Genomic DNA, 23136 nt, shown 5'->3' with positions numbered 1-23136 from the left:
TCACGACGTACGCATCCGCTCCAGGTCGTCATCCCAGTCCAGTGCACCGCGCAGCGAACGCAGCGCCTTCTGCTGATCCAGACGGACGAGTAGCTCCAGCCCGAGCCGGACGGTCTCCTTCTTGGTCGTCGCCCCGGTAGCGGCCTGGGCCTTGGCCAAGAGCTCGTCGTCGATATCAATGTTGGTACGCATTGCCATGCTCCATGTGTATCGCGGGGCTCTGACATACACATCGTAGCGATCATGGCACCGCTAGCGACTGAGGTAGTCCAGCGTCGCGCGGACTGTCGCGTACGCCGCCGGCCGGACCTGCTCGGGCACGTCCGCGTAGACGACGTTCACCACGGCGTCCGCTGCATCGGCATGACGTGGGTCGATCTGCCCCAGGGCCGCCCGCACCTGATCGAGTCGCTCGCCGCGATGCCGCTGGTAGTAGGCGATGACGGCATCTGCGTCGGGGTGGGTCGGTCCGTGCGCCGGCGCCAGGGCGACGGTCCCGCCGTGTCCGGCGATCGCCGTACGCAACCGGTCCAGGGAGTCCAGGTAGTCACCCAGATCACCATCGGGGAAGGCGACCACCGTCGTGCCCCGGCCGAGCACGGTATCGCCGGTGAGCAGAAGATTCTGTTGCGGCAGAAGGAAACTCACCGAGTCGGCAGTGTGTCCAGGGGTCAGGAGTACGACGATCCCCAGGCCCTGCTCGTCCAGCACCTCGCCGTGGGCGAACGCCGCGCCCCTGCCGGCGCCACGCACCGGTGAGCCGGTCACCTCCACCCACCGGTCGACCCCGCCGGCGTGGTCGTCGTGATGATGCGTGAGCAGGGTGAGCGCGACGCTCGCGCCCCGAGCGGTCACCGCATCGTGTACGGCGGCCAGGTGCTCCTCGTCGTACGGCCCCGGATCGACGACCACCGCCCGATCCTGGGAACCGAAGAGCAGATAGGTGTTGGTGCCATCCAGACTCATCGGTCCGGGGTTGTTGCACAACACGATCTCAACGGTGTCGGTGACCGGGCCGCCCTGCCACGCAGATCCATCGCTCATCCTGCGACGATAACGGCCGCCCCGATCCACCCGCGCGCAGCCGTGTCCGTGGTGGACTTGTGCTCATCGCTCGCCGACCGCCAAAGGACTGACCATGATGACCGTCACCCGCCCCCTGACCGGCGCCGTCGTACTCAGCTGCGCGCTCAGCGGTATCGCTGCCGGCGCCCCGGCGCGCGCAGCGGACGTCGGCCGTTCGGCCACGCACCGGGTCCTGGATGTCCAGGCTCGCAGGGCCGGCCTGACCACTGCCGCCGGTGGCTATCCCGGGTGGGCGAAGACAACCGCGCCGGCGATTTCCGTACGCCGATCGGCCGCCCCACCCCGGCTGGTGGCCGGCGCGCAGCGGGGCATCGACGTGTCGCGCTACCAGGGCAACGTGGACTGGGCGGCCTGGGCGGCCACGGGCGTCACCTGGGCCTACACCAAGGCAACGGAAGGCACCTACCTGCGCAACACCTACTTCGCATCGCAGTACAGCGGTGCCTACAAGCAGGGCCTCATCCGGGGCGCCTACCACTTCGCCAACCCGGCGACCAGCAGCGCCACAGCCCAAGCCGAGTACTTCGTCGCGAACGGCGGCGGCTGGACAGCAGACGGGAAGACCCTGCCCGGCATGCTCGACGTGGAGAACAACCCCTACGGCGCCACCTGCTACGGCCTGAGCAAAACGGCGATGGTCGCCTGGATCAGCGCGTTCGCTGCCCGCTACAAGCAGCTCACCAGCCGGGACGTCGTCATCTACACCAACTCCCCGTGGTGGGCGTTGTGCACCGGCAACAGCACCGCGTTCCGACTGTCCAACCCGCTGTGGATCGCGGCGTGGACCAAGACGCTGAACGCACTACCCGGCGGTTGGCCGACATTCACCTACTGGCAGTACACCGACACCCCGATCGACCAGGACTACTTCAACGGCAGCTACACCCGGTTGCAAGTGCTGGCCAGGAACCACGCCTGAAGTAGCCGCTCAGCGCGGATTGAGCTGGGTCACCAGCAACCATCCGTCCGGTCCGAGCTGCGGGGTCGGCTCGACGGCGATCGGGATCTCGTGGTGCCCGGGCGCATGCGGCTCGTCGCGCAACAGTTCCAGTTGGAGCACGGTCGGCGGCAGCATCAACGCGGAGCCCGCCTGGTGCTCGGCCAGCAAGGCCGTCGGCTGAACCCACTGACTGACTGCCGACTCGCTGGTTGCGTCGTCGGGCTCCTGCCCCTCGGGGAGCACCGCCGTGAAGAAGAACGTGTCGTAGCGTCGCTTCTCGAATCCCGGTGTCACCCAATGGTCCTGGACGAAGAGCAGGTCAGAACGCACGGCGAGGCCGCGCTCGTGCAAGACCTCGGCGAACGACTTCTCGTGAGCGATCAACGCTGCGCGGTCCACCATCCAGCTGTCGTCGATCTCGGTGAGGACTGCATCTGCGGTGCCGACCAGCAGCACGCCACACTCCTCGAAGAGTTCCCGCAGCGCCGCCATCACCAAGGTCACCGCGACCTCGGCCGACACCCCCAGCAGCCTCGCCCACTGGGTGGCGTCGGGTCCTACCCAATCGACCGACACCTCGGCGTCCCGCGGGTCGACCCCGCCACCGGGAAACACCCACATCGACGGCGCGAACTCCATCGTCGGGACCCGGCGAATCATGAACACCTCGGAGCCGTCCGGGCGCACCAACAGCACCGTGGCGGCCAGTTTGGGTTCGACCCCCGCCGGGCGGCCGTCAGCGTCCCACCGATCCAGCGTCTTTGCCAGGGGCGGTGGGGCAGGGAAGGACCGCTCAGTCGTCAATCGACACCATGATCTCGACCTCGACCGGCGCGTCCAACGGCAACACCGCGACGCCGACCGCCGAGCGGGCGTGAGCACCCTTGTCGCCGAAGGCGTTCGCCAGGAGCTCGCTGGCACCGTTGATGACGCCGGGCTGGCCGGTGAAATCCGGCGCACTGGCCACGAAGCCGACGACCTTGACCACCGTCACCGTGTCCAGGTCCTCGACGATCGACTTCACCGCGGCGATGGCGTTCAATGCGCACGTCCGCGCGTAGCCGTAGGCGTCCTCGGCCGAGACCTCCGCGCCGACCTTGCCGGTGGCCGGCAGCTTGCCCTCCACCAGCGGCAACTGCCCGGAGGTGAGGACCAGGTTGCCGCTGCGGACCACCGGGACGTACGCCGCGACCGGGGCCGCGACGGGCGGCAGGCTCAGCCCCAGATCGGCCAAGCGCCCCTCGACAACAGACACGTCATGCTCCCTTCGGACGCTTGAAGTAGGCCACCAGACCGCCGCCGGGACCTTCGATGATCTGCACCAACTCCCAACCGTCGGCGCCGAACTGATCGAGGATCGCTTTGGTGTTGTGGATCAGCACCGGTGCGGTGAGGTATTCCCAAGTCGTCATGGCCCCGACTCTACCTAGTTGTAGTGCCCCGCCAGGTTGGGTACGCGGTCTGCGGGTGAGCCACCTTTGAGCGCGGTGTGTGCGCGGTGGTGATTGTAGATGTGCAGGAAGTCCTCGTACGCGGCGGCGCGTTCGGTCTCGCTGGTGTAGGGGCGGGCGTAGGCCCACTCCTCGGTCAGGGTCCGGTTGAACCGCTCGACTTTCCCGTTGGTTTTCGGGGTGTAGGGGCGGGTGCGTTTATGGGTGATCCCATGGTCCTGCAGCATGTTCCGGAATAGGTGGGAGCGGTAACAGGACCCGTTGTCGGTCATCACCCGGTCCGTGGTGATCCCGACCTGCGCGAAGTGCGCCACCGCCCGTTGCATGAACGCGGTCGCGGTCTCCTTCTTCTCATCGGCCAGGATCTCTGAGTAGGCGTACCGGGAGTGGTCATCGACCGCGTGGTGCAGGTAGGCATACCCCCGCCCACTGCTGGAGGTAGCACGGGAGTTAGCTTTCCCCGCAGCGCGGCCATGGACCCGGTGTCCACCCCCATCGGGGATGCGGCCCAGCTTCTTGATGTCCACGTGGACCAAATCACCCGGGGCGTCGCGTTCGTAGCGCACCACCTTTCGACGACCGGCCCGTACCGGGGCACCAGTGGCCGGGTCCGTCCAGGACAACCGAAGACACCGGTACCGGGTCAGGATGCGGTGCACCGTGGCCGGATTCATCCCCAGGTGGTAGGCGATCCGGGCCGGCCCCCACCGCCGCGAAACCCGTAACCCCAGGACTCGCCGTTCCCGGCGCCTACTGGTGCGGTGCGGACATGACTGGGGCCGGCTGGGACGATCGCACATCCCCGCCGCACCATGCTGGCGGTACCGGGCCGCCCAGCGGTGCGCGGTGGTGACCGAGACCCCGAACCGGTCTGCGGCCCGCCGCAACGGCCACCCATCGTCCACCACGCACCGCGCCAGGCGCAGGCGACCAGTCGCAGAAAGCGGGGCATTAGCGTGGACCATGAGGACCTCCGGGTTTGGGGATGTGTTTGCTTCGTCGCTTCACACCTCACCCGGAGGTCTTCCTCAAGTCACGCCGACAGGCCGAGAACCGTTCCTAACGTCCCGGGGCAGTACACCTAGTGCGCTGCGCGCCACATTTGTCCAACGTTTGCGGTACGCCGATCAGCGCGTCGGCGAGAACGGCACCAATTCGCTGGGCGTGCGGCCCGTGACCATCTGCTGCGCCAGCAACTTCCCGGACAGCGGTCCCAGCGTGATGCCCCACATGCCGTGACCACCGTTGACCCACACGCCGGGCACGTCGGTGGCACCGACCAGCGGTAGCCCATCCACCGTGACCGGACGGCCGCCGACCCAGGTGTCCTGGCGGTCGTCCCAGTCGACACCGGTGAGCAGCGGTCGGCCGCCCTTGACGATGGCATCGACCCGGCCCTCCTGCAGCGGGTCCTCGGTGTCGGCGAACTCCATCGTGCCGCCGACCCGCAACCGGTCACCCAGCGGCGTACAGGCAATGCGCTCGTAGGGGAAGTAGACCGGGCACGGCACCGGGCGGTTCGCCGGATCGGTGACCGCAACCGAGAAGCTGTAGCCACGGCCGGCGCGCAATTGCACCTTCACACCGCAGCGCTTGGCCAACTCGGGCAGCCAGGCACCGGTCGCGATGACCACGTCGGTGCCGGAAATCGGTGTGCCAGAGACCATTTCGACGGTGACGCCACCGGGGCCGTGCCGCAACGCGCGGGCGTTGGAACCGATGACCAGCTCCCCGCCACGCTCCTTGACCGCCTCAGCCAGCGCCGCGACGTACTCGCCGGGGTTGATGTAGCGCTGCCCGCCCAACCGGATCGCCTTCTCGACGTCAGCGGACACGATCGGCAACTCGGCGCGCAACGTGGCGTTGTCGATCTCGGTCGCTTCCAACTCCAGACCGGCGGCGTGGATCAGCTCCACCTCGTGCTCGAGCCCGGCGGCGTCCTGCGCGCGCCGGAAGGCAGCCATGATCGGTGCCTCGTGCGAGCGAGCGGTCACGCCGTGTGACTCCAGTTCGTCGTACGCCTCGATGGCCCGGCGGTTGACGGGGACGAACTTGTCCATCGTCTTCTTCCACTGCCCGGGGGTGCAGCGGGCCGCGAAGCCGAGCAGGAACCGAGCCAGACCGACGTCGGGTTTGAGCGGGACGTAGAGCGGGGAGTCCGGATCCAGCAGCGCCTTCACGCCGTACTTGATGACCGACGGATCGGACAGCGGCACGCACAGGCCGGGCGAGATCCAGCCCGCGTTACCCCACGAGCTGCCCGCGGCGACGCCGGAGCGCTCGACCACGGTGACTTGGACGCCGTGCTCCTGCAGGTACCAGGCGGTCGACAGACCCACCATCCCGGCACCGATGATCACGACATGACGTTGACCCTTCGCGAGGGCCGGACCAGCGACGGTCCCGGGCTCCTGCGACACGAATAACACCCTCTTCACAAGGAAATTCGCCGACCCGGTCACGGCTGCTTCGCCGTGGCTGGCGCCGACGCTACTGCCGCGCACTTCGCGACGGTTCCGACGCTATCAGCGCCCCGGACGGGCGGCGAATCGTCCGCAGAAATGGTTAGGCTGCCAGAGTGACTGGGCGGTGGGAGCAGCGACGGCTGCACATCGTCACGGGCAAGGGCGGGACCGGCAAGACCACCGTCGCGGCAGCGATGGCAACGGCCCTCGCGCGAGCGGGCAAGACCGTGCTCATCGCCGAGGTGGAGGGGCGCCAGGGAATCAGCCAGGCGTTCGACGTCCCGCCACTGTCCACCGACGAGACGCCGGTGGCACGCGGCCTGAACGGCGGTTCGATCACCGGCCTGTCCGTCGATGCGAAGGCAGCGCTGCTGGAGTACCTGCAGATGTTCTACAAGCTCGGCCGGGCCGGCGGCATGCTGGAGCACTTCGGGGTGGTCGACTTCGCCACGACCATCGCACCCGGCGTCCGGGACGTGCTGTTGATCGGCAAGGTCTACGAGGCGGTCCGTCGCCGCGACGAGCGCCGCGGGCACAAGGGCGAATATCCTTATGACGCAGTGGTTCTGGACGCCCCACCGACCGGGCGGATCGGTAAGTTCCTCAACGTCAACGCCGAGTTCGCGGGGTTGGCCAAGATGGGGCCGCTGCACAACCAGGCCGATTCGATCATGCAGCTGCTGCATTCGGCGCAGACCGCGGTGCACGTGGTGACCCTGCTGGAGGAAATGCCGGTCCAGGAGACCGTCGAGGCCGTCGAGGAGTTGCGCGGTCTTGGCCTGCCGGTCGGTGAACTCATCATCAACCGGGTGCGCGAGCCGCTGCTGAGCGATCGGGCGCGCGGCATGGTCCGTTCGGCCGCGGCGGGTGGTCGGGCCAAGACCCGGGATCTGATCGCCGAGGATCTGCAGGCAGCCAAGGTGCGTGTCACCGCGGCCATGGTGGACGGTCTGCTGGACACGGCCGTCAATCTCGATCAGCGGCTGGCCCTGCAGGACACCGAGCGCGAGGATTTGGCGGGGCTGGCGCTGCCGACGACCGAACTACCGGCCATCCCCGGTGGGGTGGACGCCGGCGCATTACGGGAGTTGGCGGACGTCCTGCTCAAGAGCGGAGCGATCTGATGCACAACCGTCTCGACATCGACGCCCTGATCGCCGACCGCAGTGTGACCACCGTGGTCTGCTGCGGTTCCGGCGGAGTCGGGAAAACGACGACGGCAGCGGCTTTCGCGATCCGGGCCGCTGAAGCGGGCCGGAAGGTCGCCGTACTCACCATCGACCCCGCCCGCCGGTTGGCTCAGGCGCTCGGTGTCGGGGATCTGACCAACGATCCCAGCCCGGTCAAGGCGATCCGGGGCACGGGCAGCCTGGACGCGCTGATGCTGGACATGAAGCGCACCTTCGACGACGTCGTCCTGCAGCATGCGAGCGGGCAGAAGGCCCAGCAGATCCTAGACAACCCCTTCTACCAGGCCGTTTCGAGCTCGTTCGCCGGCACGCAGGAGTACATGGCGATGGAGCGGCTGGCCCAGTTGCAGGCCGAGAAGGGCCCCGACGGTGCCGCCGCGTGGGATCTGATCGTCGTCGACACCCCGCCGTCGCGCTCTGCGCTGGACTTCCTCGACGCCCCGAAGCGGCTCAGTTCCTTCCTGGACGGGCGGTTCATCCGGATCCTGATGGCACCGGCCAAGGCCGGCGGCAAGGTGTATCTGAAGGTGATGTCAGCCGGGCTCAACACGATCGCCGGTGTGTTGTCCAAGATCGTGGGTGGTCAATTGCTGTCGGACGTGCAGACCTTCGTGGCCGCGTTGGACACGATGTTCGGTGGGTTCCGGGAGCGAGCAGAGCAGACGTACGCCGTGTTGGCAGCTCCCAGTACGGCGTTCCTTGTCGTAGCCACTCCCGACCGTGAGGCGCTGCGCGAGGCGGCGTACTTCACCCAACGGCTCGCCGACGACCACATGCCGTTGGCCGGTGTCGTGGTCAACCGGGTTCAACCGGCCCTGGTCGCCGGGTTGAGCGGCCCGCGCGCACTGGCCGCGGCTGCCGTGATGGAGGAGCAGCCCAAGCGGCCGGGCTCCGGATGGCAACCGATGGATACCGCTGGGCTACTACTGCTGCACGCGGAGTCGGAAACCGTGCGTGAGCGGCACGAGGCCGCGATCGCGCGGTTCCGGGCCGCCCAACCGGAGTTAGCGCTGGTCGAGGTGGCGACGCAGGCGACGGACGTGAACGATCTGGATCAGTTACGAGAGATCGGCGCGGAACTCGCGCGATGACCGGGGGCGGTCAGCTCGCCCGGTCGCTTTCCTGCTGTTTGGCGAGACGGAAGAGTTGCGCCCAGGAGCGGACCTCGGGACGACGACGCAGCAGGGCGCGACGCTCACGCTCGGTCATGCCGCCCCACACGCCGTACTCGGTGCGGTTGTCGAGCGCGTCGGCGAGGCACTCGGCCACCACAGGACACTTCTGGCAGATGGTCTTGGCACTCTGCTGTGCGGCACCTTTGGCAAACAAGTCGTCCGCGGCGGTGGAGCTACGACATACAGCGCGGGAGGCCCAGTTCTCATCCCAGGTGACAGGTCGGGAGGCAATCGCCGTCATCCAACTCTCCGATCAATCTCGTGCCCAAGGCACTGCCGAAACGTATCTTCGGACCTCCTTGTCCGCCTTGAAGACTAGGCTTGACCAGCGGTCTTTACTAGACCTTTACCTTGTTCAATTTCCGGTGCAGTGTGACCCAGGTCGCGATGTGACGCGTTATCCACACGCGCCGGAAAACTGGGTCAGAATCTAACCGTTTACACAGGATTCTCACAGAATCCTGGTCCGGACCAGTAGCGATCCCCAGGCGGGTTCCCGACGCACGTTCCAGGATCCCCTAACCTGGCGGGTTACCCTGGCAAGCATGCCGCGCAACCGCCTGTCGAACGTGCTCACGTTGCTGTCCGCGTTCGTCCTCGTCTCCCTGGCCATGGGCATGGTCGTCGCGGGCCTTGCGCTACCCGCTCTGGGTGCCGCTGGCAAGGCAACCACTAGCAGCATCAAGATGTTCAACGACCTGCCCGGCGACTTCCAGATGAACCCGCTGGCCCAGCAGTCGCGGATCCTGGCCGCCGACAACACGGTCATCGCCACGCCGTACAACGAGAACCGGATCGTGGTCCCGCTGAGCAAGATCGCGCCGATCATGCAGAAGGCGCAGATCGCGATCGAGGACGAGCGGTTCTATCAGCACGGTGGCGTCGACCCGCGGGGCTTGTTGCGCGCGGTGGCATCCAACCAGTTGAGCAGTTCGGGCGTGCAGGGCGCCTCGACCCTCACCCAGCAGTACGTCAAGGTGGCACTCCAGGACCAGGCGCTCAGCTCGGGTGACACCTCCGCGGCGCAGCAGCAGATCACCCAGACGGGGATGGCCGGTTACGTGCGCAAGCTGCAGCAGTTGAAGTACGCGATCAGCCTGGAGCAGAAGTACACCAAGGACCAGATCCTCGACGGCTACCTCAACCTCGTCTACTACGGCGACCAGGTCTACGGCATCGAGGCCGCTGCGCAGCACTACTTCAGCGTGCCGGCCTCGAAACTGACCATCGCCGAGTCAGCGCTGCTGGCCGGTGTCGTCAACCAGCCCGGCACGACCGACCCCATCAACAACCCGAAGGCAGCGATCGCGCGGCGCAACGTGGTGCTGCAGAAGATGCTCGACCAGGGCTACATCAACCAGAAACAGTTCGCCGACGCGGTCAACACCCCGATCGAGAAGATGCTGAAGGTCAAGGACGTCAGCAGCAGTTGCGCGACCTCCAAATACCCCTACTTCTGCGACTACGTGACCCAGTGGCTCAAGCAGCAGCCGGCGCTGGGCACGACCGTGAAGCAACGGGAGGGCACGCTCAAGAGCGGCGGCCTGACGATCAAGACCAGCTTCAACCCGGCGTACGCCAGTGTCCTGGACGCCTCGATCAAGGCGAAGGTGCCGGTCGGCAACTCCGCGGGGGTCGACGCGGCGGGCATCATCATCCAGCCGGGCACTGGCCTGATCCTGGCCAGCGGCCAGAACACCAAGTACTCCCTCAAACCCGGTGCGGGGAACACCACGGTGAACTACACAACGCCCAGCGGTGGCAACGGCGGTGTGCAGATCGGTTCGACGGCCAAAGCGTTCGCGGTGATCACCGCGTTGGAGAACGGCTACAAGATCGACAGCTCGATCAACCTGCCGTCCTACAACGGCAAGTCCGGCGACAAGGGCACCATCCCGGTCCGCGCCTTCACCCATGCACAGTTCTCTGATGCGTGTGGTCTGAGCCGGGGCGACCCGCCGTGGCTGGTCGGCAACGACGTCTACGTGCCCCCGCGCCTGATGAGTCTGTCGCAGGCGCTGGGTGAGTCGGTCAACACCGCCTTCGCGACCCTTGGCTCAGGAGTCGGTGTGTGCAAGATCGCCGACACCATGACCAAGGTGGGCCTGGTGCAGGGCGCTGACCAACCGCTGGCCCGCGTGCCGTCGGGCATCATCCTCGGCTCCAACGACGTCACCCCGCTCACCCTGGCCAACGCCTACGCGACGATCGCCTCCGGCGGTAAGTACTGCGAGCCGCGACCGGTGGCGCAGATCCTGGACTCCAACAACAAGGCCATGCCGCTGAAGATCAGCCCCTGCAAGCAGGTCATGTCCAAGGACGTCGCGGCGGCGACCACCAAGGTGCTGGAGGCGGTCTTCGACAAGAACGGCACCGCGGAGAACGCCGGGTTGGCGGGCGGCCGACCCGCCGCCGGTAAGACCGGAACGACCGACAACGCGGTCCAGACCTGGTTCGTGGGTTACACCCCGTCGCTGGTCACCGCGATCTGGGTGGGCTCGATCTCGACGAACAAGAACTACCTGACCGACCTCAAGATCGGCGACACCTTCTACAAGGGCACGATCTTCGGTGGCACGCTGGCCGCACCCATCTGGAAGACCACGATGGACAAGATCCTCAAGGGTCAGCCGGTCCAGCAGTTCCCGGAACCACCGGACAGCATGTACGACGACCCCAGCCACAAGAACGATCCGAACTGGGTCAACACCGGGTCGATCATCGAGGGCAAGAACATGCGGTCGTATTCGGGGTACAGCTCGAACGACAACTCCACGACATCGAGCAACGACTGACCACCGGCGCCCCACTCAGGTGGGGCGCCAGATCAGGCGAGCGCTCGACGTACGGCGGCCGCGACCCGACCGCCCTCCGCCCGACCCGCGGTCTGCGGCTGCACGATCTTCATGACCGCACCCATGGCGCTCATGTTGTTGGCACCCAACTGCTCAACCGCCGTGGCGACCAGCGCGTCAATGTCTTCGTCGCTGAGTTGCGCGGGGAGATAGCCCTCGAGCACCGCCAGCTCGGCGCGTTCGCTGGCGGCCAGTTCGGGGCGATTGGCATCGTCGTACGCCGCGGCCGCCTCCCGGCGCTTCTTGGCTTCTTTGGTGATGACGGCCAACACCTCGTCGTCGGACAGGTCCCGGTGCGCGTCGCCGGCAACCTCCTGGTTGCTGATCGAGGCCAGCGTCATCCGCAGCGTCGCAGCGCTCACCTGGTCACGGCTCTTCATCGCCGTGGTCAGGTCGGTGCGCAACGTCTCCTTGATGCTCATGTCCGCAATCCTGCCACCTTCGTCCACTGGGTTCTGGCGGTGCGAGAATGACCGGGTGCATCCCGCCCTCGTCACCACTGGTTCGGTCGCGGGGCTCGGGGCCGGCGCGCTGATCTGGGGGACCGTGATCGAGCGCAACTGGTACGCCGTGCGCTCGGTGACCGTGCCCGTTCTCGCCCCCGGCTCGAGCCCCGTGCGGGTCCTGCAGATCTCCGACCTGCACCTGGTCCCCCGGCAGCGTCGGCGTATCGAGTGGGTCAGGTCGCTGACCCGCCTGGAGCCCGATCTGGTGCTCAACACCGGGGACAACTGCTCGGACATGGGTGCGGTGCCGTTCGTGCTGGAGGCGATGGAGCCCTTCCTGCACCTGCCGGGGGCGTTCGTGCTCGGCTCCAACGACTATTTCGCGCCCTGGTTCAAGAATCCGTTCAGCTACTTTGCCGAACGGCGGGTGACGGCCGTGGACCGGCAGCCGGAGAAGCTGCCCGTGGACCAGTTGGTCGCGGGGCTGCGCAGCGAGGGCTGGGTCGATCTACGCAATCATCGGGAGAACCTCAAGGTGAACGGAATGTGCCTTGAACTGGTGGGGGTCGACGACCCGCACATCGGAATGGACGACTACGCGGCGGTCGCCGGCCCGCCTGCCCCCGATGTGGCGGGCACGCTGGGGGTGGTGCACGCGCCATACACCCGGGTGTTGAACGCCATGGCCGCAGACGACATCCCGCTGATCATCGCCGGGCATACACACGGTGGCCAGGTGCGGGTGCCGTTCTACGGGGCGCTGGTGACCAACTGCGACCTGGACACCTCGCGTGCCTCGGGGTTGTCGCGCTGGTGGCCCGGAGCGGAGGCGGGTTTGCCGGCGCCGGATGACCCGGCGTACCTGCAGGTTTCCGCCGGACTCGGGCACAACAAGTACTCGCCGGTGCGGTTCGCGTGCCGGCCGGAGGCGAACCTGATCACGCTGGTCCCCCGATTGTGAGATCGGTGGGGACAGCAGGTATCGTTTCCTCTCGCTGCCCGGTGATGTACACGTCCGGGTGAGCGCCACGGGGTGTGGCGCAGCTTGGTAGCGCGCTTCGTTCGGGACGAAGAGGCCGCAGGTTCAAATCCTGTCACCCCGACCATCTGAAACCGGCTCTGACCTGCGGAAACGCACGTCAGAGCCGGTTTCGTTTGGTGTGCGCATCGGTGGAGTCGTCACCAGTCGGTGGTCCAGCAATTGGTGGCAATCTCGTCACTTGTCGCGGTGGTTATTCAACCCAAGCCAACAATTCGTGGCGGTGTCGTCACTTGTCAGTCATTCGGCGCGGACCCTCAGTGCCGAGGTACGGCCGACCAGGTCCTCGATCTGCACCTCACCGAAGCCGAAGACCGCGCTGCGGGTGCGCCCCTTGAGCGGTTCGATCCAATGCTCCGGGATGGCGTCGTACCCGCAGAACGCGCCGGCCCACGACCCCGCGGTGGCGCCAATGGAGTCGGTGTCCAGTGCGGCCAACACGGCCAGCCCGATCGTGGCGCTGAAGTCTCCCCCGCCGTACGCGATGGCGGCGGTCAGGGCGCCCGCATTGTTCAGGGTGTGGATCCAACTCATCCCGGCGTAGCGCGCATCCAGAGCGTCCATCGCCTGGTCCCAACTGCGCCCCGCTGCGTAGTCGGCCAGCACGGTCCTGATCTCCTCGGCCAATCGCGAAGTCGGTGGGATGTGCCGCAGGGACTCCTCCAACGACGCGATGGGGGTGGCGGCGGTGAAGGCCGAGGAGATCAGCGCGGCCGCCCACATCTCGCCGTAGATCCCGTTCGCCCGGTGGGACAGATAGGCATCGCGGTGCGCCAACAGCGCTGCGGCACGGGGGTTTCCGGCGTTGACGTAGCCGAAGACGTCGGCGCGGATCAGTGCACCGATCCACTCGCGATAGGGATTGTGGAAGGCGCCGGCGTGTTCGAGGGGCACCTCCCGGACGAGATTGTTGTACGCCGCGCGCTCGGCTGTGTAGGTCTGGTAGACCGGCAGCCGGGTCAGCCAGGTGCGGGCCAGATCGTACGGCGTGAACCCCGGCCCGCACTCCTCCAGCAGGGCCAGATTGAGGATGCTCCAGTCGATGTCGTCGTCACGGACCCCGCCGTGGATGCGGCCCCGCGACACGGCGGCGTAGTCCATCGCCCCCGGGACGAATCCGTGCAGGTCAGGACGCCAGATGTCTTCGTGTCGGCCGCCGGCGGACAGCCGGTGGAGTTCCAGGTCGGAGATGGGCACATAGTCCAGCAGCGGGTAGGCATCCTGAGCAACCAGGTACGCCTTCAAATCGTCTCGGCTCCAACCGAATTCAACCGGTTTGCCGAGCAAGTTGCCGACGATCTGCCCGTACCACCCACCCCGCAGACGATCCGCGAACCCGTCAGGTACGACGACCGGCGACTGCGCGGGCAACTGGGCGAGAATCGCCTCCAGCTCCGATCCTTCGAAGAACGGCCAATCCTGCGGCGGCGTGAGCGGGATCGTCCGATAGATCTCCTCGATGACGGCATCGTCCGAGCCGTCCGCACGAAACTGCGCCACGCGCGCCTGCAGACCCGTGACGTCGTGCCCGGTCTCCGCGGCCTGCGTCAGCTCGTGCACCGTGCGGCTGTACGGCTCCTGGGAGATGCCGAACCGGCGGTCAAGATCCGAGATGTACTCCACGGTGTCATCCTCCCCCAGCCCATCGGCGAGACTTGGTGCTGTGCCGGAACTGCCCGAAGTCGAAAGCGCCCGAGCCACCATCGAGCGCTCCGCGCTGCACCGGCGCATCGCCAATGTCGACGACACCGACACCTACGAGTGCCGCCCGCACGCACCCGGCGACATCCGTGCGGCCCTGGTCGGCCGCGAACTGACCGCGGCGCACCGGCAGGGCAAGACCATGTGGGTGGAGACCTCCGACGACGGCCCCGAACTCGGCCTGCACCTGGGCATGAGCGGACGGATCCTGGTGACCGGACCCGACAGCCGGGTGGACGAGGGCGGTGACTACCTGCCCGAGCGGTTGCGCAGCGGCCGGGACGACCCGTCCTGGACCCGGTTCGCCATCACCTTTGAGGACGGCGGCAGCTTGGCGCTGCACGACAAGCGCCGCCTGGGCCGGGCCCGCCTGGATCCTGACCGTACGGCGCTCGGCCCAGACGCCGAGCACATCACCCGCGATGACTTCCGGACCCGGATCGGGCACAGCAAGGCCCCGGTCAAAGCGCGGCTTCTCGACCAGCACGTGATCGCCGGTGTAGGCAACCTGCTCGCCGACGAGGCACTATGGCGGGCGCAGCTGCGCCCGGCCCGCCCCGCCGACGAGCTGAGCACCGACGACCTGGACCGGCTACGGCGCAGCCTGCGGTCCGCGATCCGCTTCGCCATCGGCCACGGTGGGGTGCACACCGGCGAATTCGCCCAGGCCCGAGGCAAATCCGGACATTGCCCGCGCTGCGGAGCGCCACTGTCACGCGGCACGGTCGGTGGTCGCACGACGTACTGGTGCCCGGTTGACCAAGCCGTTTAACCCCCTCGGGAGCGTGCCTGCTTCAACACCAGGGCAAGCCGGTGGTTGCCGGCCAGCTTGTCGTCATGAGCGGCGAGGAACTGCCAGTAGCGAGAGGTGAATTCGGAGTCCTTGGCTTCCTTTGCCGACCCGAACCAATGCCCCATCTTCTGCAGATAGTTGCCACCGGCGATGTACGGCTTGGTCGCCAGCATGCCCCCGTCGGCGTACTGACTCATCCCGAGCACATTGGGCACCATCACCCACTCGTACGCATCGACGTACATGCTCATGAACCACTCATAGACCGCACGCGGCTGATAACCCGACGTCAGGAACCAGTTGCCGAACACCATCAAGCGCTCGATGTGGTGGGAGTAGCCGTACTCGTGCGCCCGATCCAGACACACCCGCAACGGCAACGGAAGGTCCTGTGGCACATCGCGATTGGTGAACCACCAGTCTTCCAGCGGCTTTCGTAAGCCGAAGAAGTTGGCGTCGAACGCTGACGGGCGACACCAGTAGATCCCGTACATGAACTCCCGCCAGCCGATGATCTGCCGCACGAACCCCTCAACGCTGCTCAGCGGCGCATCACCGCGGTGGTAGGCCTCGACCGCCGCCGCCACGCACTCGTCAGGCAACAACAACCCGAGGTTGATCAGCGGTGAGAGCACCGAGTGGAAGAGAAACGGCTCGTCAGCGGCCATCGCATCCTCGTACCGCCCGAACGACTCCAGCCGCTCGTCGATGAACGCGTCCAACCAGCCAAGCGCCTGGCTCCGTGTCGTGGGCAACCAGAAGTTGTCCGTGCGGCCAGGGTGGTCCGCGAAGTGTTCGTCGACCAGCGCAGCCACCTCTGTCACGTGATGCGTCGCCCGTACGCCGGGTAGCGGCGGGATCACCGGACGTTGCTTGGGCAGCGGGTGCCGGTTCTCGTCGTCGTAGTTCCACCGGCCGCCCTCTGGCGAGGAGCCGTCCATCAGAACGTCCAGCCGCTTGCGTTGCCAGCGGTAGAAGTTCTCCATCAGCGGGGCCGACTTTTCCCCCAGCCATCCGTCGAATTGCTCTGGAGTGGTGAGGAATTGCCGATTCTCGAGGGTGACCGGCTCGCAACCGTGCTCCGCCGCGATCTCCTCCAGAGCGGCGTTGGGCCCGCGGTCGCTGGTCTGCATCCAGATCAGCCGGGTCGCGTCGTACTTGTCCAACTGACGACCCAGCTCGGTCCGGAACACGCTGCCCGGCCGGTACTCGACGTACGTCACCTCACGGCGGGACGCGGCGGCGTAGTTGCGCATCGCGGCCAGCACCAGCATCAGTTTGTGTTGGTGGTAGCGGTGCTGTCGGCAGACGTCGTCGGCTTCGATCATCACGATCCGGGCGCCGGGGTACTTGCGTAGCGCGGGGTGATCCGGGACCAACTGGTTCCCCAGGATGACGATGACCTCGGTCATGGTCCCGACGGTGAAGTGGGCAGGAGCGTCGTCGGATCATTGGGCCGGCTCAAGGTCAGCACCGCGCGCTCGATCATCGGATGCTCTTGCAGCTCATCAGCCACCATCGCCAACTTCGTGGCGACATCGTGCTCGACCTGATCCCCCACGAGATCGACCGCGCCGACGAGGTAGATCCGCGACGCACCAACCCACTCCATCCGCAGGAAGCTGACCCGCTCCACGAACCGATGATCGTTCAGCGCCGTCAACGCCATATCGCGGATGGCCGCCGGAACCCCCTCTCCGGTCAGGAAGTCCATGTTGCGCCCGATCAGGAAGATCGCGACGAGCCCCAGCAGGATGCCCACCGCGATGGAGCCGATCGCGTCCCAGGCGGCGTTGCCGGTGATCTGATGCAGCGCGATACCGGAAGCGGCCAGCACGACGCCGATCAGCGCAGAGGCGTCCTCCGCGAAGACGGCGCGCAGGATCGGGTTGGAGGTCAACGCGATGTACCGCAACGGATGGAGTCGACTGCGCTGCGCTCCCTCCTGGGTCTGCCGCAGCGCCTGCAGGAAGGATGCGCCCTCGAGCAGCGCGGACACGCCGAGCACGACGTACGCCCAGACGTAGTCGGTGTCAGCCTCGCCGGGGCTGCGCAACGCGGAGATACCGTGCCAGATCGATACCGCCGACCCGACGCTGAACAGCCCGAACGCGGCGAACATCGACCAGATGTAGCCCACCCGGCCGTAGCCCAGTTGGTGGGTGTCGTCGGGGGGCCGCGCCGACTTGCGCTCACCGATCAGCAGGAAGATCTCGTTGCCGGTGTCCGCCCACGAGTGAGCCGCCTCCGCCAGCATCGACGCCGATCCCGTGATCGCCGCAACCACTGACTTCGCCACTGCGATGAGCAGATTCGCCGTGAAGGCGACGATGACCGTGACGAGGCTGTCGCTGGCAGGCTGGGGGTCCTCGGGCACCCTTCGAATGTAGCCGGGCAGCCTCCGCCCTTCGGGCGTCTACCGTGGCGGGATGCAGTCCCTGGACTTCGTTCTGGACGAGGCAGGCGACGCTGCCGTCAGGCGTCTATGGCGGCTGCTGCAGGATGTCGGCCTGCCCTCCCGTGGGGACCACCGTGGCGCGTCGAACCGTCCGCACATCACGCTGTGCTCGGCACCCGAGCTACCGGCCACCTGCGTGACGTACGCCGAGCGGCTGGCTCGCGCGCTACCCCTGCGCCTGCCCGTGCCCGGGGTGCGCACCTTCGACCGCAGCAACCTCGTATACGTCGCCGTGGCCGTACCCGACCTCTGGCAGCAGCGGGTGCAGCAGCTGCGCCAGTTGGCGCGCGACGACTCGGCCTGGACACCGCACATCACGGTGTCCGGCCGGTTGACCGACGATCAGGTGCGGGCCGCGCGGCAGCTGATGATCGGCGTACCCACGGCCCTGATGGTCACGGCAGTGACGCACTGGGACCCCGCCACCGGCCACGTTCGCATGCTCTAAAGGTCGACCGTGTCGTTCTCGCCGACGTCCGGGCGGTTACCGGTGACCCGGGATTTGACCAGATCGATCATGAGCGCGGCTTTGTTCTCCACGCTCCAGTACTCCGCGCCGTCGACGTCTACCGTGAGCACCTGCACCTGGGGATCTTCGGGACCGACTTCGAACCACGCTGCGACAGAGTCATTCCAGAGCTCTTTGGCCTTCTCCGGGTCCGAGCCCACCCGTCCGGTGCCGCTCAGCGATACGAACGCGCTGCTGCCGCGATACGACACGTTGACCGGAGCGGCTGACTGCAAGTCCGAGACGGTGCCCGCTTCGGCGGTCACGATGAAGTAGAGCGTGCCGTCGAACTGCGTCTCTTGCGTGGTCATCGGCCTCGAGGTGAGCGCACCAGTGCCCTCGTTGCGGGTCGTCACCATGGCGACCTTCTCGTCCTTGATCAGGTCGTAGACGGTCTTCAGGTCCTCCTCGCGCGACATCGTCACACCACCTCCGCGGAGGTGGGCCAGGCTTCTTGAACCTGTGGTGTCCCGGCGGACTCGTCCTGTTTGAGCGCCGAGATCTCCTCGAGGAGGCGATCGCGCTCGCGGTCCGGAATGCTCACGCCAGCAGCACGCAGACCCTCCAGCAACTTGTCCTCGACCTTCTCGTCCGTGGCGCTGTAGTCCCAGGAGGTGACCGTGTCGACCACCTTCTGCGCTGCCTCCACGGCCGCGCTCATCTCTGCTTCGGATGTGCTGTCAGTTGTCATGCTTTCGACACTATGGACGCATGACGCCCGTGTGAGCCCCCCAAAAGCGGTGCGTGCGATGAGCCGTGCTCACCTGGCAGTGGCAGCAACGATCGGCTCACCCGTGACCGGACCCTCAGCATTGGACTCCCAACCCAATTGCGGCGCAACGTGTTTGGCGAAGCTGTCCAGCACGTGCAGGTTGTAGTCCACGCCCAACTGGTTGGGGATGGTCAGCATCAGAGTGTCCGCGGCCATCACGGCCTCATCCTGCTTCAGCTGCTCGATCAGCACGTCGGGCTCGGCCGCGTAGGTCTTGCCGAACGTGGAGCGGAACCCGTCGATGACACCGATCTGGTCGTCGTCGTTGGATTGACCGAAGTACGCCGCGTCCTGTGCGTTGACGATCGGGAACACGCTGCGCGACACCGAAACTCGCGGTGCCCCGGTGTGCCCGGCCTCGGCGTACGCCGCCCGGAAACGGTCTATCTGCTCCTTCTGCAGCGCCGCGAACGACTCACCGTTGGCCTCGGTCAGCAGCGTGGACGACATCAGGTTCAGCCCGAGCTTGCCCACCCACTCGGCGGTTTCGCGAGTGCCCGAACCCCACCAGATGCGGTCGATCAGACCCGGTGCGTGCGGTTGGACCGGCAGCCGGGTGCCCTGCGGCGCCCGCTGCGGATCGGCGTCCACCATGCCGGCACCTAGGATGGCGGCCAGGAAGGTCGCGAACTTCTCCCGCGCGATGTCCCCGCCACGCGGGTCCTGGGCGCCGGTGTAGCCGAACGCCTCGTAGCCGCGCACCGCGGTCTCCGGTGAACCCCGGGAGATGCCGATGGCGATCCGCTGGTCGCTGAGCAGGTCCAGGGCACCGAGCTCCTCAGCCAGGTAGAGCGGGTTCTCATAGCGCATGTCGATCACGCCGGTGCCCACCTCGATGCGGGAGGTACGCGCGGCGATCGCCGACAGCACCGGGATCGGCGCCGCAGCCTGACGCTCGAAGTGGTGCACGCGGAAATAGGCGCCGTTCACGCCGATCGAGTCGGCACCGACACCGAGCTCGACGGCCTGCTTGAGCGCGGCCGCCGCGTCCCGGGTCTGTGAGCCGGGAAACCGGCCGTAGTGGCCGAAACTGAGGAATCCAAAAGCCTTCATAGAAGTTTCAACTACCTGGGGCGGCGATCTGTTCCGGTACCAGGCCCTCTCGATACCTCGGAAGCACGGTCACGGGGCGCCCGCCAGGCCCTTCCTCGATCGCCGCAGCGAGCCGGCCCGTCTGGGCGGTCAGGATGGATGACGGTTGTTCACCGAACCGGTCGCGGAATGCGCGGGCGAAATGTCCCAGATGATGCAATCCGGTGGCGCGGGCCACACTGGTAACCGTGACTTCTTGGCCGGGGACCGCCCGGCTCAGCAGGCCGTGCGCCGCATCCAGGCGCCGATCGCGCAGCCATCGCATGGGCGTCTGGTTCAGCTCACGTTGGAACGCCAGTTGTAGACCGCGCGCGGTCACGCCCACCTGCGTTGCTACCTCGGAGATGGTCAGTGGCTCGGCCAGGTGGTCGTCCATGTAGGCCATCGCCGCGCCCACTTTCCGCGAAGGGACGAAGGCCGCCGAAGGTAGTTGTCGGCGGAAATCCGGCAGGGCCAGCAGGATCGACTCGATCAGCAGATCTTCCAGTCTCAGGAGCACGTCACGCGACTGTGCGTTGAGATCCTCGGTCGCCATGAGAACGACGGTTTCCACCTGGGCGATCACGGAGGCCGGCACGCGAACGTTGGCCAGCGCCGGTTCTACTTCTTCACGTCCACGCCCCAGGAGGCGGGCGGCCAGGATCTCCAACCGGGACCGCGGGATGGTCACGATGATCTGCTCGTGATCGGCCCGGATCTCAGAGCGGAACACCCGGTACGGCGCGATCACAGTGGCGGTCTGGCTTTTCGCGATCAAGGTGTCGTCGCCGTAGGTCAGCCGTGCGGAGCCCGACAACGAGACGGGGAACAGAAAGGTCTCAACGTCGACGTCGGCCGGCGTCACAATGACGTCGGCGCCGTAGCTCACGTGCGAAAGACTGATGTTCGCGGCGACGACCGACTCGACCCGGGCATCGAGGACGGCGGTCGCCTGCACCGGCACGACTCGATGGGGCCTGGTCAGCGGCGTGAGGATGTCGACGAGTTCCTCCGCGTCCTGCACACCCGAGGCCACCGACACACCGCGCGCCTGGATCAAGTCAACGAGCCTGCCGGAGTCCATTGACGCCCCTTCGTGAAGTGGGACCGACGATGCCCGACCCCTCTTCGATCGTAGAGTCCCGAAGCAGGAGTACTGCGCATTTGCGACGACGCTTCTTCGTTCTTGGGATTGCCCAGCACGCGAGGAAACGCGACCATGTATCCGATCAGGGATTGCCTGGACAAATAGGGGTTTTTGGACCATGGCACAAGAGGACTCGTCAAGAATTTGGCCCCGCTGCGGCGCCACGTCCATTGCCGCAATCAGGTGTAAGAATGTCGGCAGCGGCCCCCCAAGGCCGCGATCTCATAGCCTCTCTATCTCCGGATGCGATAGCGGGCAGCCGGGATCACGTCGCACTTCCCCCGATCAGAGGACAGCATGACAGCCACCGACGCTTCGACAGCCGCCCCGACGACAAACGGCGCCAACTTGCTGGTCGACGCATTGCAAAACAATGGAATAGAAACAATCTATGGGCTGGTCGGTATCCCGGTAACTGATTTCGCCCGGTTGGCGCAATCCCGCGGGATGCGCTACATCGGTTTCCGGCATGAGGCGTCGGCCGGAAACGCCGCCGCCATTGCGGGATTCCTGACTGGGAAGCCGGGAGTCTGCCTCACGGTGTCGGCGCCGGGCTTCTTGAACGGCCTGGTGTCCCTGGCTGCGGCCACCGTCAACTGCTTTCCCATGATCCAGATCTCCGGTTCCTCCGATCGGCACATCATCGACCTGCAGCGCGGCGACTACGAGGAACTGGACCAACTGGCCACCGCCAAACCGCTGGTCAAGGCGGCCTATCGGATCGACCGCCCGGAAGACGTCGGGCTCGGTGTGGCCCGGGCCATCAGAACTGCGGTGTCCGGTCGACCGGGTGGCGTCTACCTCGACGTTCCCGCCGATGTCCTGTCCGCGGCACTCGACGCCGACCAGGGCGCCCGCTCGATCATCACTCTCGTCGACCCGGCGCCGGCCCAGTTGCCGGCCCCCTCCGCCGTGGACCGGGCCCTCGAGGTGCTGCGCAGCGCCGAGAAACCGTTGCTGGTGATCGGCAAGGGCGCGGCCTACGCGCAGGCCGATGAGGCCATCACCACCTTCGTGGAGTCCACCGGTATCCCCTTCCTGCCCATGTCGATGGCCAAGGGCCTCATCCCGGACGGACATCCGCAATCCGCTGCAGCAGCCCGATCGCTGGCGATGACCAACGCCGACGTCGTCGTGCTGCTCGGTGCGCGACTGAATTGGTTGTTGTCCCATGGCAATTCGCCCAAGTGGAACGCAGACGCCACCTTCGTCCAGGTGGACATCTCCGCGACGGAGATCGACTCCAACCAGCCCATCGCCGCGCCGCTCGTGGGTGACATCGCTTCGGTGGTCGGGCTGCTGAACGACCGGTTGGCCAAAGAACCGTGGACCGTGCCGCAACAGTGGCGGGACCAGCTGGCGGAGAAGACCGCCACGAACGTGGCCAAGATGGCCACCCGGCTCGACGCACCGCACTCTCCGATGGGGTTCTACGGCGCGCTCAAGGTGCTCAAACAGGTTTTCCAGGACTTCCCGGAGACCTACCTGGTCAACGAGGGCGCCAACACGCTGGACATGACCCGCGACATCGTCGACATGCACAAGCCGCGGCACCGGCTCGACACCGGCACGTGGGGGGTCATGGGCGTGGGCATGGGATACGCCATCGCGGCGGCTGTCGAGACCGGTCAACCGGTCATCGCCGTCGAAGGCGACTCGGCGTTTGGCTTCTCCGGCATGGAGTTGGAGACGATCTGCCGCTACAAGCTGCCGATCATCACCATCATCTTCAACAACGGCGGCATCTACAAAGGCGACTACGTCAACAACGCCTCCAGCGACCCGGGCCCGACGGTCCTCGATGCCAGTGCTCACTACGAGAAGCTGATCGAAGCGTTCGACGGGACCGGCTATTACGCGACCACGCCGCAGGAATTGGATGACGCCGTGCGCGCAGCGCTCGCGGCCGGCACACCGGCCGTCATCAATGCGGTCATCGACCCGACGGTGGGCACCGAGTCCGGTCACCTGACCAGCCTCAACCCCTCGGTCACCATCGCGGCACCGCCCCACCAGTGAGTAATTGTCCATATCGGCAC

General features: G+C 66.6%; 24 protein-coding genes and 1 tRNA gene. 9 read left to right on the top strand and 16 right to left on the bottom strand.

The genetic code is table 11. The features are described 5' to 3' along the window. Window positions 1–192 carry a type II toxin-antitoxin system VapB family antitoxin gene (locus DR843_RS18230; protein ID WP_109688137.1) on the bottom strand — a complete coding sequence of 64 codons (192 nt, stop codon included), beginning with the start codon at window positions 190–192 and terminating at the stop codon, window positions 1–3. A gap of 60 nt (window positions 193–252) precedes the next feature. Beyond that, entirely contained in the window at window positions 253–1044 is a 792-nt protein-coding gene (locus DR843_RS18225; protein ID WP_109688135.1) for an MBL fold metallo-hydrolase, read from the bottom strand. Window positions 1045–1138: 94 nt separating this feature from the next. Between DR843_RS18225 and DR843_RS18220 the strand changes: the two genes are divergently transcribed. Continuing rightward, window positions 1139–2005 (top strand): GH25 family lysozyme, encoded by an 867-nt coding sequence (locus DR843_RS18220; protein ID WP_245934192.1) that lies wholly within the window; start codon window positions 1139–1141, stop codon window positions 2003–2005. Window positions 2006–2014: 9 nt separating this feature from the next. Here DR843_RS18220 and DR843_RS18215 read toward each other — a convergent pair whose 3' ends face one another. From DR843_RS18215 to DR843_RS18200, 5 genes are all read right to left on the bottom strand, one after another. After that, the gene (locus tag DR843_RS18215) at window positions 2015–2830 is read right to left on the bottom strand and encodes an NUDIX hydrolase (RefSeq protein WP_170119926.1); all 816 of its coding nucleotides are present in this window, start codon (window positions 2828–2830) and stop codon (window positions 2015–2017) included. After that, the gene (locus DR843_RS18210; RefSeq protein WP_109689175.1) at window positions 2820–3281 is read right to left on the bottom strand and encodes a RidA family protein; all 462 of its coding nucleotides are present in this window, start codon (window positions 3279–3281) and stop codon (window positions 2820–2822) included. Before DR843_RS18210 ends, DR843_RS18215 begins: the two co-directional genes overlap by 11 nt. Window position 3282: 1 nt before the next feature. After that, window positions 3283–3438 (bottom strand): Sp36 family protein, encoded by a 156-nt coding sequence (sp36, locus tag DR843_RS20185; protein WP_170119925.1) that lies wholly within the window; start codon window positions 3436–3438, stop codon window positions 3283–3285. Between the two features lie 14 nt (window positions 3439–3452). Further along, a complete protein-coding gene (locus DR843_RS18205; protein WP_109684423.1) occupies window positions 3453–4442 on the bottom strand; it encodes an IS481 family transposase in 990 nt (329 codons plus the stop codon). A gap of 162 nt (window positions 4443–4604) precedes the next feature. Continuing rightward, a complete protein-coding gene (locus DR843_RS18200) occupies window positions 4605–5897 on the bottom strand; it encodes an NAD(P)/FAD-dependent oxidoreductase (protein ID WP_245934191.1) in 1293 nt (430 codons plus the stop codon). Between the two features lie 158 nt (window positions 5898–6055). Here DR843_RS18200 and bagA point away from each other — a divergent pair, with 158 nt between their 5' ends. Beyond that, window positions 6056–7066 carry an ATPase BagA gene (gene bagA / locus DR843_RS18195; RefSeq protein WP_109688131.1) on the top strand — a complete coding sequence of 337 codons (1011 nt, stop codon included), beginning with the start codon at window positions 6056–6058 and terminating at the stop codon, window positions 7064–7066. Then, window positions 7066–8223: an ArsA family ATPase gene (gene bagB, locus DR843_RS18190; protein ID WP_109688129.1), complete on the top strand. Its 1158-nt coding sequence runs from the start codon at window positions 7066–7068 to the stop codon at window positions 8221–8223. Before bagA ends, bagB begins: the two co-directional genes overlap by 1 nt. A 10-nt stretch (window positions 8224–8233) precedes the next feature. Here the strand turns inward: bagB and DR843_RS18185 are convergent, their stop codons facing one another. Next, window positions 8234–8548, bottom strand: a complete 315-nt coding sequence (locus DR843_RS18185) for a WhiB family transcriptional regulator (RefSeq protein ID WP_109688127.1) — start codon at window positions 8546–8548, stop codon at window positions 8234–8236. Between the two features lie 304 nt (window positions 8549–8852). Between DR843_RS18185 and DR843_RS18180 the strand changes: the two genes are divergently transcribed. Next, on the top strand, window positions 8853–11102 hold the full coding sequence (locus tag DR843_RS18180; RefSeq protein WP_109688125.1) for a transglycosylase domain-containing protein: 2250 nt from the start codon (window positions 8853–8855) through the stop codon (window positions 11100–11102). A gap of 32 nt (window positions 11103–11134) precedes the next feature. Here DR843_RS18180 and DR843_RS18175 read toward each other — a convergent pair whose 3' ends face one another. Next, window positions 11135–11584, bottom strand: coding sequence for a GatB/YqeY domain-containing protein (locus DR843_RS18175; protein ID WP_109688123.1), 450 nt, complete (start codon window positions 11582–11584; stop codon window positions 11135–11137). Window positions 11585–11639: 55 nt separating this feature from the next. On the opposite strand from DR843_RS18175, the gene DR843_RS18170 reads away from it, so the two are divergent. Together DR843_RS18170 and DR843_RS18165 are read left to right on the top strand one after the other, a co-directional pair. Further along, the gene (locus DR843_RS18170; RefSeq protein WP_245934190.1) at window positions 11640–12569 is read left to right on the top strand and encodes a metallophosphoesterase; all 930 of its coding nucleotides are present in this window, start codon (window positions 11640–11642) and stop codon (window positions 12567–12569) included. 68 nt (window positions 12570–12637) lie between these two features. After that, window positions 12638–12714 (top strand) — tRNA-Pro (locus DR843_RS18165). Between the two features lie 173 nt (window positions 12715–12887). On the opposite strand, the gene DR843_RS18160 is transcribed toward DR843_RS18165, so the two are convergent. Further along, entirely contained in the window at window positions 12888–14270 is a 1383-nt protein-coding gene (locus DR843_RS18160; protein ID WP_211310283.1) for an ADP-ribosylglycohydrolase family protein, read from the bottom strand. Between the two features lie 40 nt (window positions 14271–14310). Between DR843_RS18160 and DR843_RS18155 the strand changes: the two genes are divergently transcribed. Beyond that, complete coding sequence (locus DR843_RS18155; protein WP_109688119.1) at window positions 14311–15120, top strand: Fpg/Nei family DNA glycosylase; 810 nt, start codon at window positions 14311–14313, stop codon at window positions 15118–15120. Here DR843_RS18155 and DR843_RS18150 read toward each other — a convergent pair. Together DR843_RS18150 and DR843_RS18145 are read right to left on the bottom strand one after the other, a co-directional pair. Next, window positions 15117–16553 carry a cryptochrome/photolyase family protein gene (locus DR843_RS18150; RefSeq protein ID WP_109688117.1) on the bottom strand — a complete coding sequence of 479 codons (1437 nt, stop codon included), beginning with the start codon at window positions 16551–16553 and terminating at the stop codon, window positions 15117–15119. The two genes, DR843_RS18155 and DR843_RS18150, sit on opposite strands and share 4 nt — an antisense overlap. Then, a complete protein-coding gene (locus DR843_RS18145; protein ID WP_109688115.1) occupies window positions 16550–17518 on the bottom strand; it encodes a cation diffusion facilitator family transporter in 969 nt (322 codons plus the stop codon). Before DR843_RS18145 ends, DR843_RS18150 begins: the two co-directional genes overlap by 4 nt. Before the next feature lie 52 nt (window positions 17519–17570). Between DR843_RS18145 and DR843_RS18140 the strand changes: the two genes are divergently transcribed. After that, window positions 17571–18047, top strand: coding sequence for a 2'-5' RNA ligase family protein (locus DR843_RS18140; RefSeq protein ID WP_109688114.1), 477 nt, complete (start codon window positions 17571–17573; stop codon window positions 18045–18047). Here the strand turns inward: DR843_RS18140 and DR843_RS18135 are convergent. The 4 genes from DR843_RS18135 to DR843_RS18120 all read right to left on the bottom strand — a co-directional run bounded on the left by DR843_RS18135 (window position 18044) and on the right by DR843_RS18120 (window position 21010). Then, window positions 18044–18526, bottom strand: a complete 483-nt coding sequence (locus DR843_RS18135) for a pyridoxamine 5'-phosphate oxidase family protein (protein WP_109688112.1) — start codon at window positions 18524–18526, stop codon at window positions 18044–18046. The genes DR843_RS18140 and DR843_RS18135 overlap by 4 nt on opposite strands. Window positions 18527–18528: 2 nt before the next feature. Further along, complete coding sequence (locus tag DR843_RS18130; protein WP_146202626.1) at window positions 18529–18798, bottom strand: Zn-dependent oligopeptidase; 270 nt, start codon at window positions 18796–18798, stop codon at window positions 18529–18531. A gap of 69 nt (window positions 18799–18867) precedes the next feature. Next, window positions 18868–19932 carry an LLM class flavin-dependent oxidoreductase gene (locus DR843_RS18125; RefSeq protein ID WP_109688108.1) on the bottom strand — a complete coding sequence of 355 codons (1065 nt, stop codon included), beginning with the start codon at window positions 19930–19932 and terminating at the stop codon, window positions 18868–18870. Between the two features lie 7 nt (window positions 19933–19939). After that, window positions 19940–21010, bottom strand: coding sequence for an AraC family transcriptional regulator (locus DR843_RS18120; RefSeq protein ID WP_170119924.1), 1071 nt, complete (start codon window positions 21008–21010; stop codon window positions 19940–19942). A 384-nt stretch (window positions 21011–21394) separates the two neighbouring features. Here DR843_RS18120 and oxc point away from each other — a divergent pair, with 384 nt between their 5' ends. Further along, on the top strand, window positions 21395–23116 hold the full coding sequence (oxc, locus tag DR843_RS18115) for an oxalyl-CoA decarboxylase (protein WP_109688104.1): 1722 nt from the start codon (window positions 21395–21397) through the stop codon (window positions 23114–23116). Window positions 23117–23136 lie beyond the last annotated feature (20 nt).

This window comes from Branchiibius hedensis (genome assembly GCF_900108585.1).
Lineage (GTDB): Bacteria > Actinomycetota > Actinomycetes > Actinomycetales > Dermatophilaceae > Branchiibius > Branchiibius hedensis.
Note: the sequence above shows the minus strand (reverse complement) of the source record. Positions and strands in the feature narration are given on the sequence as shown.

Excerpts from the sequence above, each read along its gene's own strand:
- DR843_RS18230 (WP_109688137.1), bottom strand. The coding sequence starts at position 192 with ATGCGTACCAACATTGATATCGACGACGAGCTCTTGGCCAAGGCCCAG.
- DR843_RS18225 (WP_109688135.1), bottom strand. The coding sequence starts at position 1,044 with ATGAGCGATGGATCTGCGTGGCAGGGCGGCCCGGTCACCGACACCGTT.
- DR843_RS18220 (WP_245934192.1), top strand. The coding sequence starts at position 1,139 with ATGATGACCGTCACCCGCCCCCTGACCGGCGCCGTCGTACTCAGCTGC.
- sp36 (WP_170119925.1), bottom strand. The coding sequence starts at position 3,438 with ATGACGACTTGGGAATACCTCACCGCACCGGTGCTGATCCACAACACC.
- DR843_RS18205 (WP_109684423.1), bottom strand. The coding sequence starts at position 4,442 with ATGGTCCACGCTAATGCCCCGCTTTCTGCGACTGGTCGCCTGCGCCTG.
- bagB (WP_109688129.1), top strand. The coding sequence starts at position 7,066 with ATGCACAACCGTCTCGACATCGACGCCCTGATCGCCGACCGCAGTGTG.
- DR843_RS18185 (WP_109688127.1), bottom strand. The coding sequence starts at position 8,548 with ATGACGGCGATTGCCTCCCGACCTGTCACCTGGGATGAGAACTGGGCC.
- DR843_RS18180 (WP_109688125.1), top strand. The coding sequence starts at position 8,853 with ATGCCGCGCAACCGCCTGTCGAACGTGCTCACGTTGCTGTCCGCGTTC.
- DR843_RS18175 (WP_109688123.1), bottom strand. The coding sequence starts at position 11,584 with ATGAGCATCAAGGAGACGTTGCGCACCGACCTGACCACGGCGATGAAG.
- DR843_RS18150 (WP_109688117.1), bottom strand. The coding sequence starts at position 16,553 with ATGACCGAGGTCATCGTCATCCTGGGGAACCAGTTGGTCCCGGATCAC.
- DR843_RS18140 (WP_109688114.1), top strand. The coding sequence starts at position 17,571 with ATGCAGTCCCTGGACTTCGTTCTGGACGAGGCAGGCGACGCTGCCGTC.
- DR843_RS18135 (WP_109688112.1), bottom strand. The coding sequence starts at position 18,526 with ATGTCGCGCGAGGAGGACCTGAAGACCGTCTACGACCTGATCAAGGAC.
- DR843_RS18130 (WP_146202626.1), bottom strand. The coding sequence starts at position 18,798 with ATGACAACTGACAGCACATCCGAAGCAGAGATGAGCGCGGCCGTGGAG.
- DR843_RS18125 (WP_109688108.1), bottom strand. The coding sequence starts at position 19,932 with ATGAAGGCTTTTGGATTCCTCAGTTTCGGCCACTACGGCCGGTTTCCC.
- oxc (WP_109688104.1), top strand. The coding sequence starts at position 21,395 with ATGACAGCCACCGACGCTTCGACAGCCGCCCCGACGACAAACGGCGCC.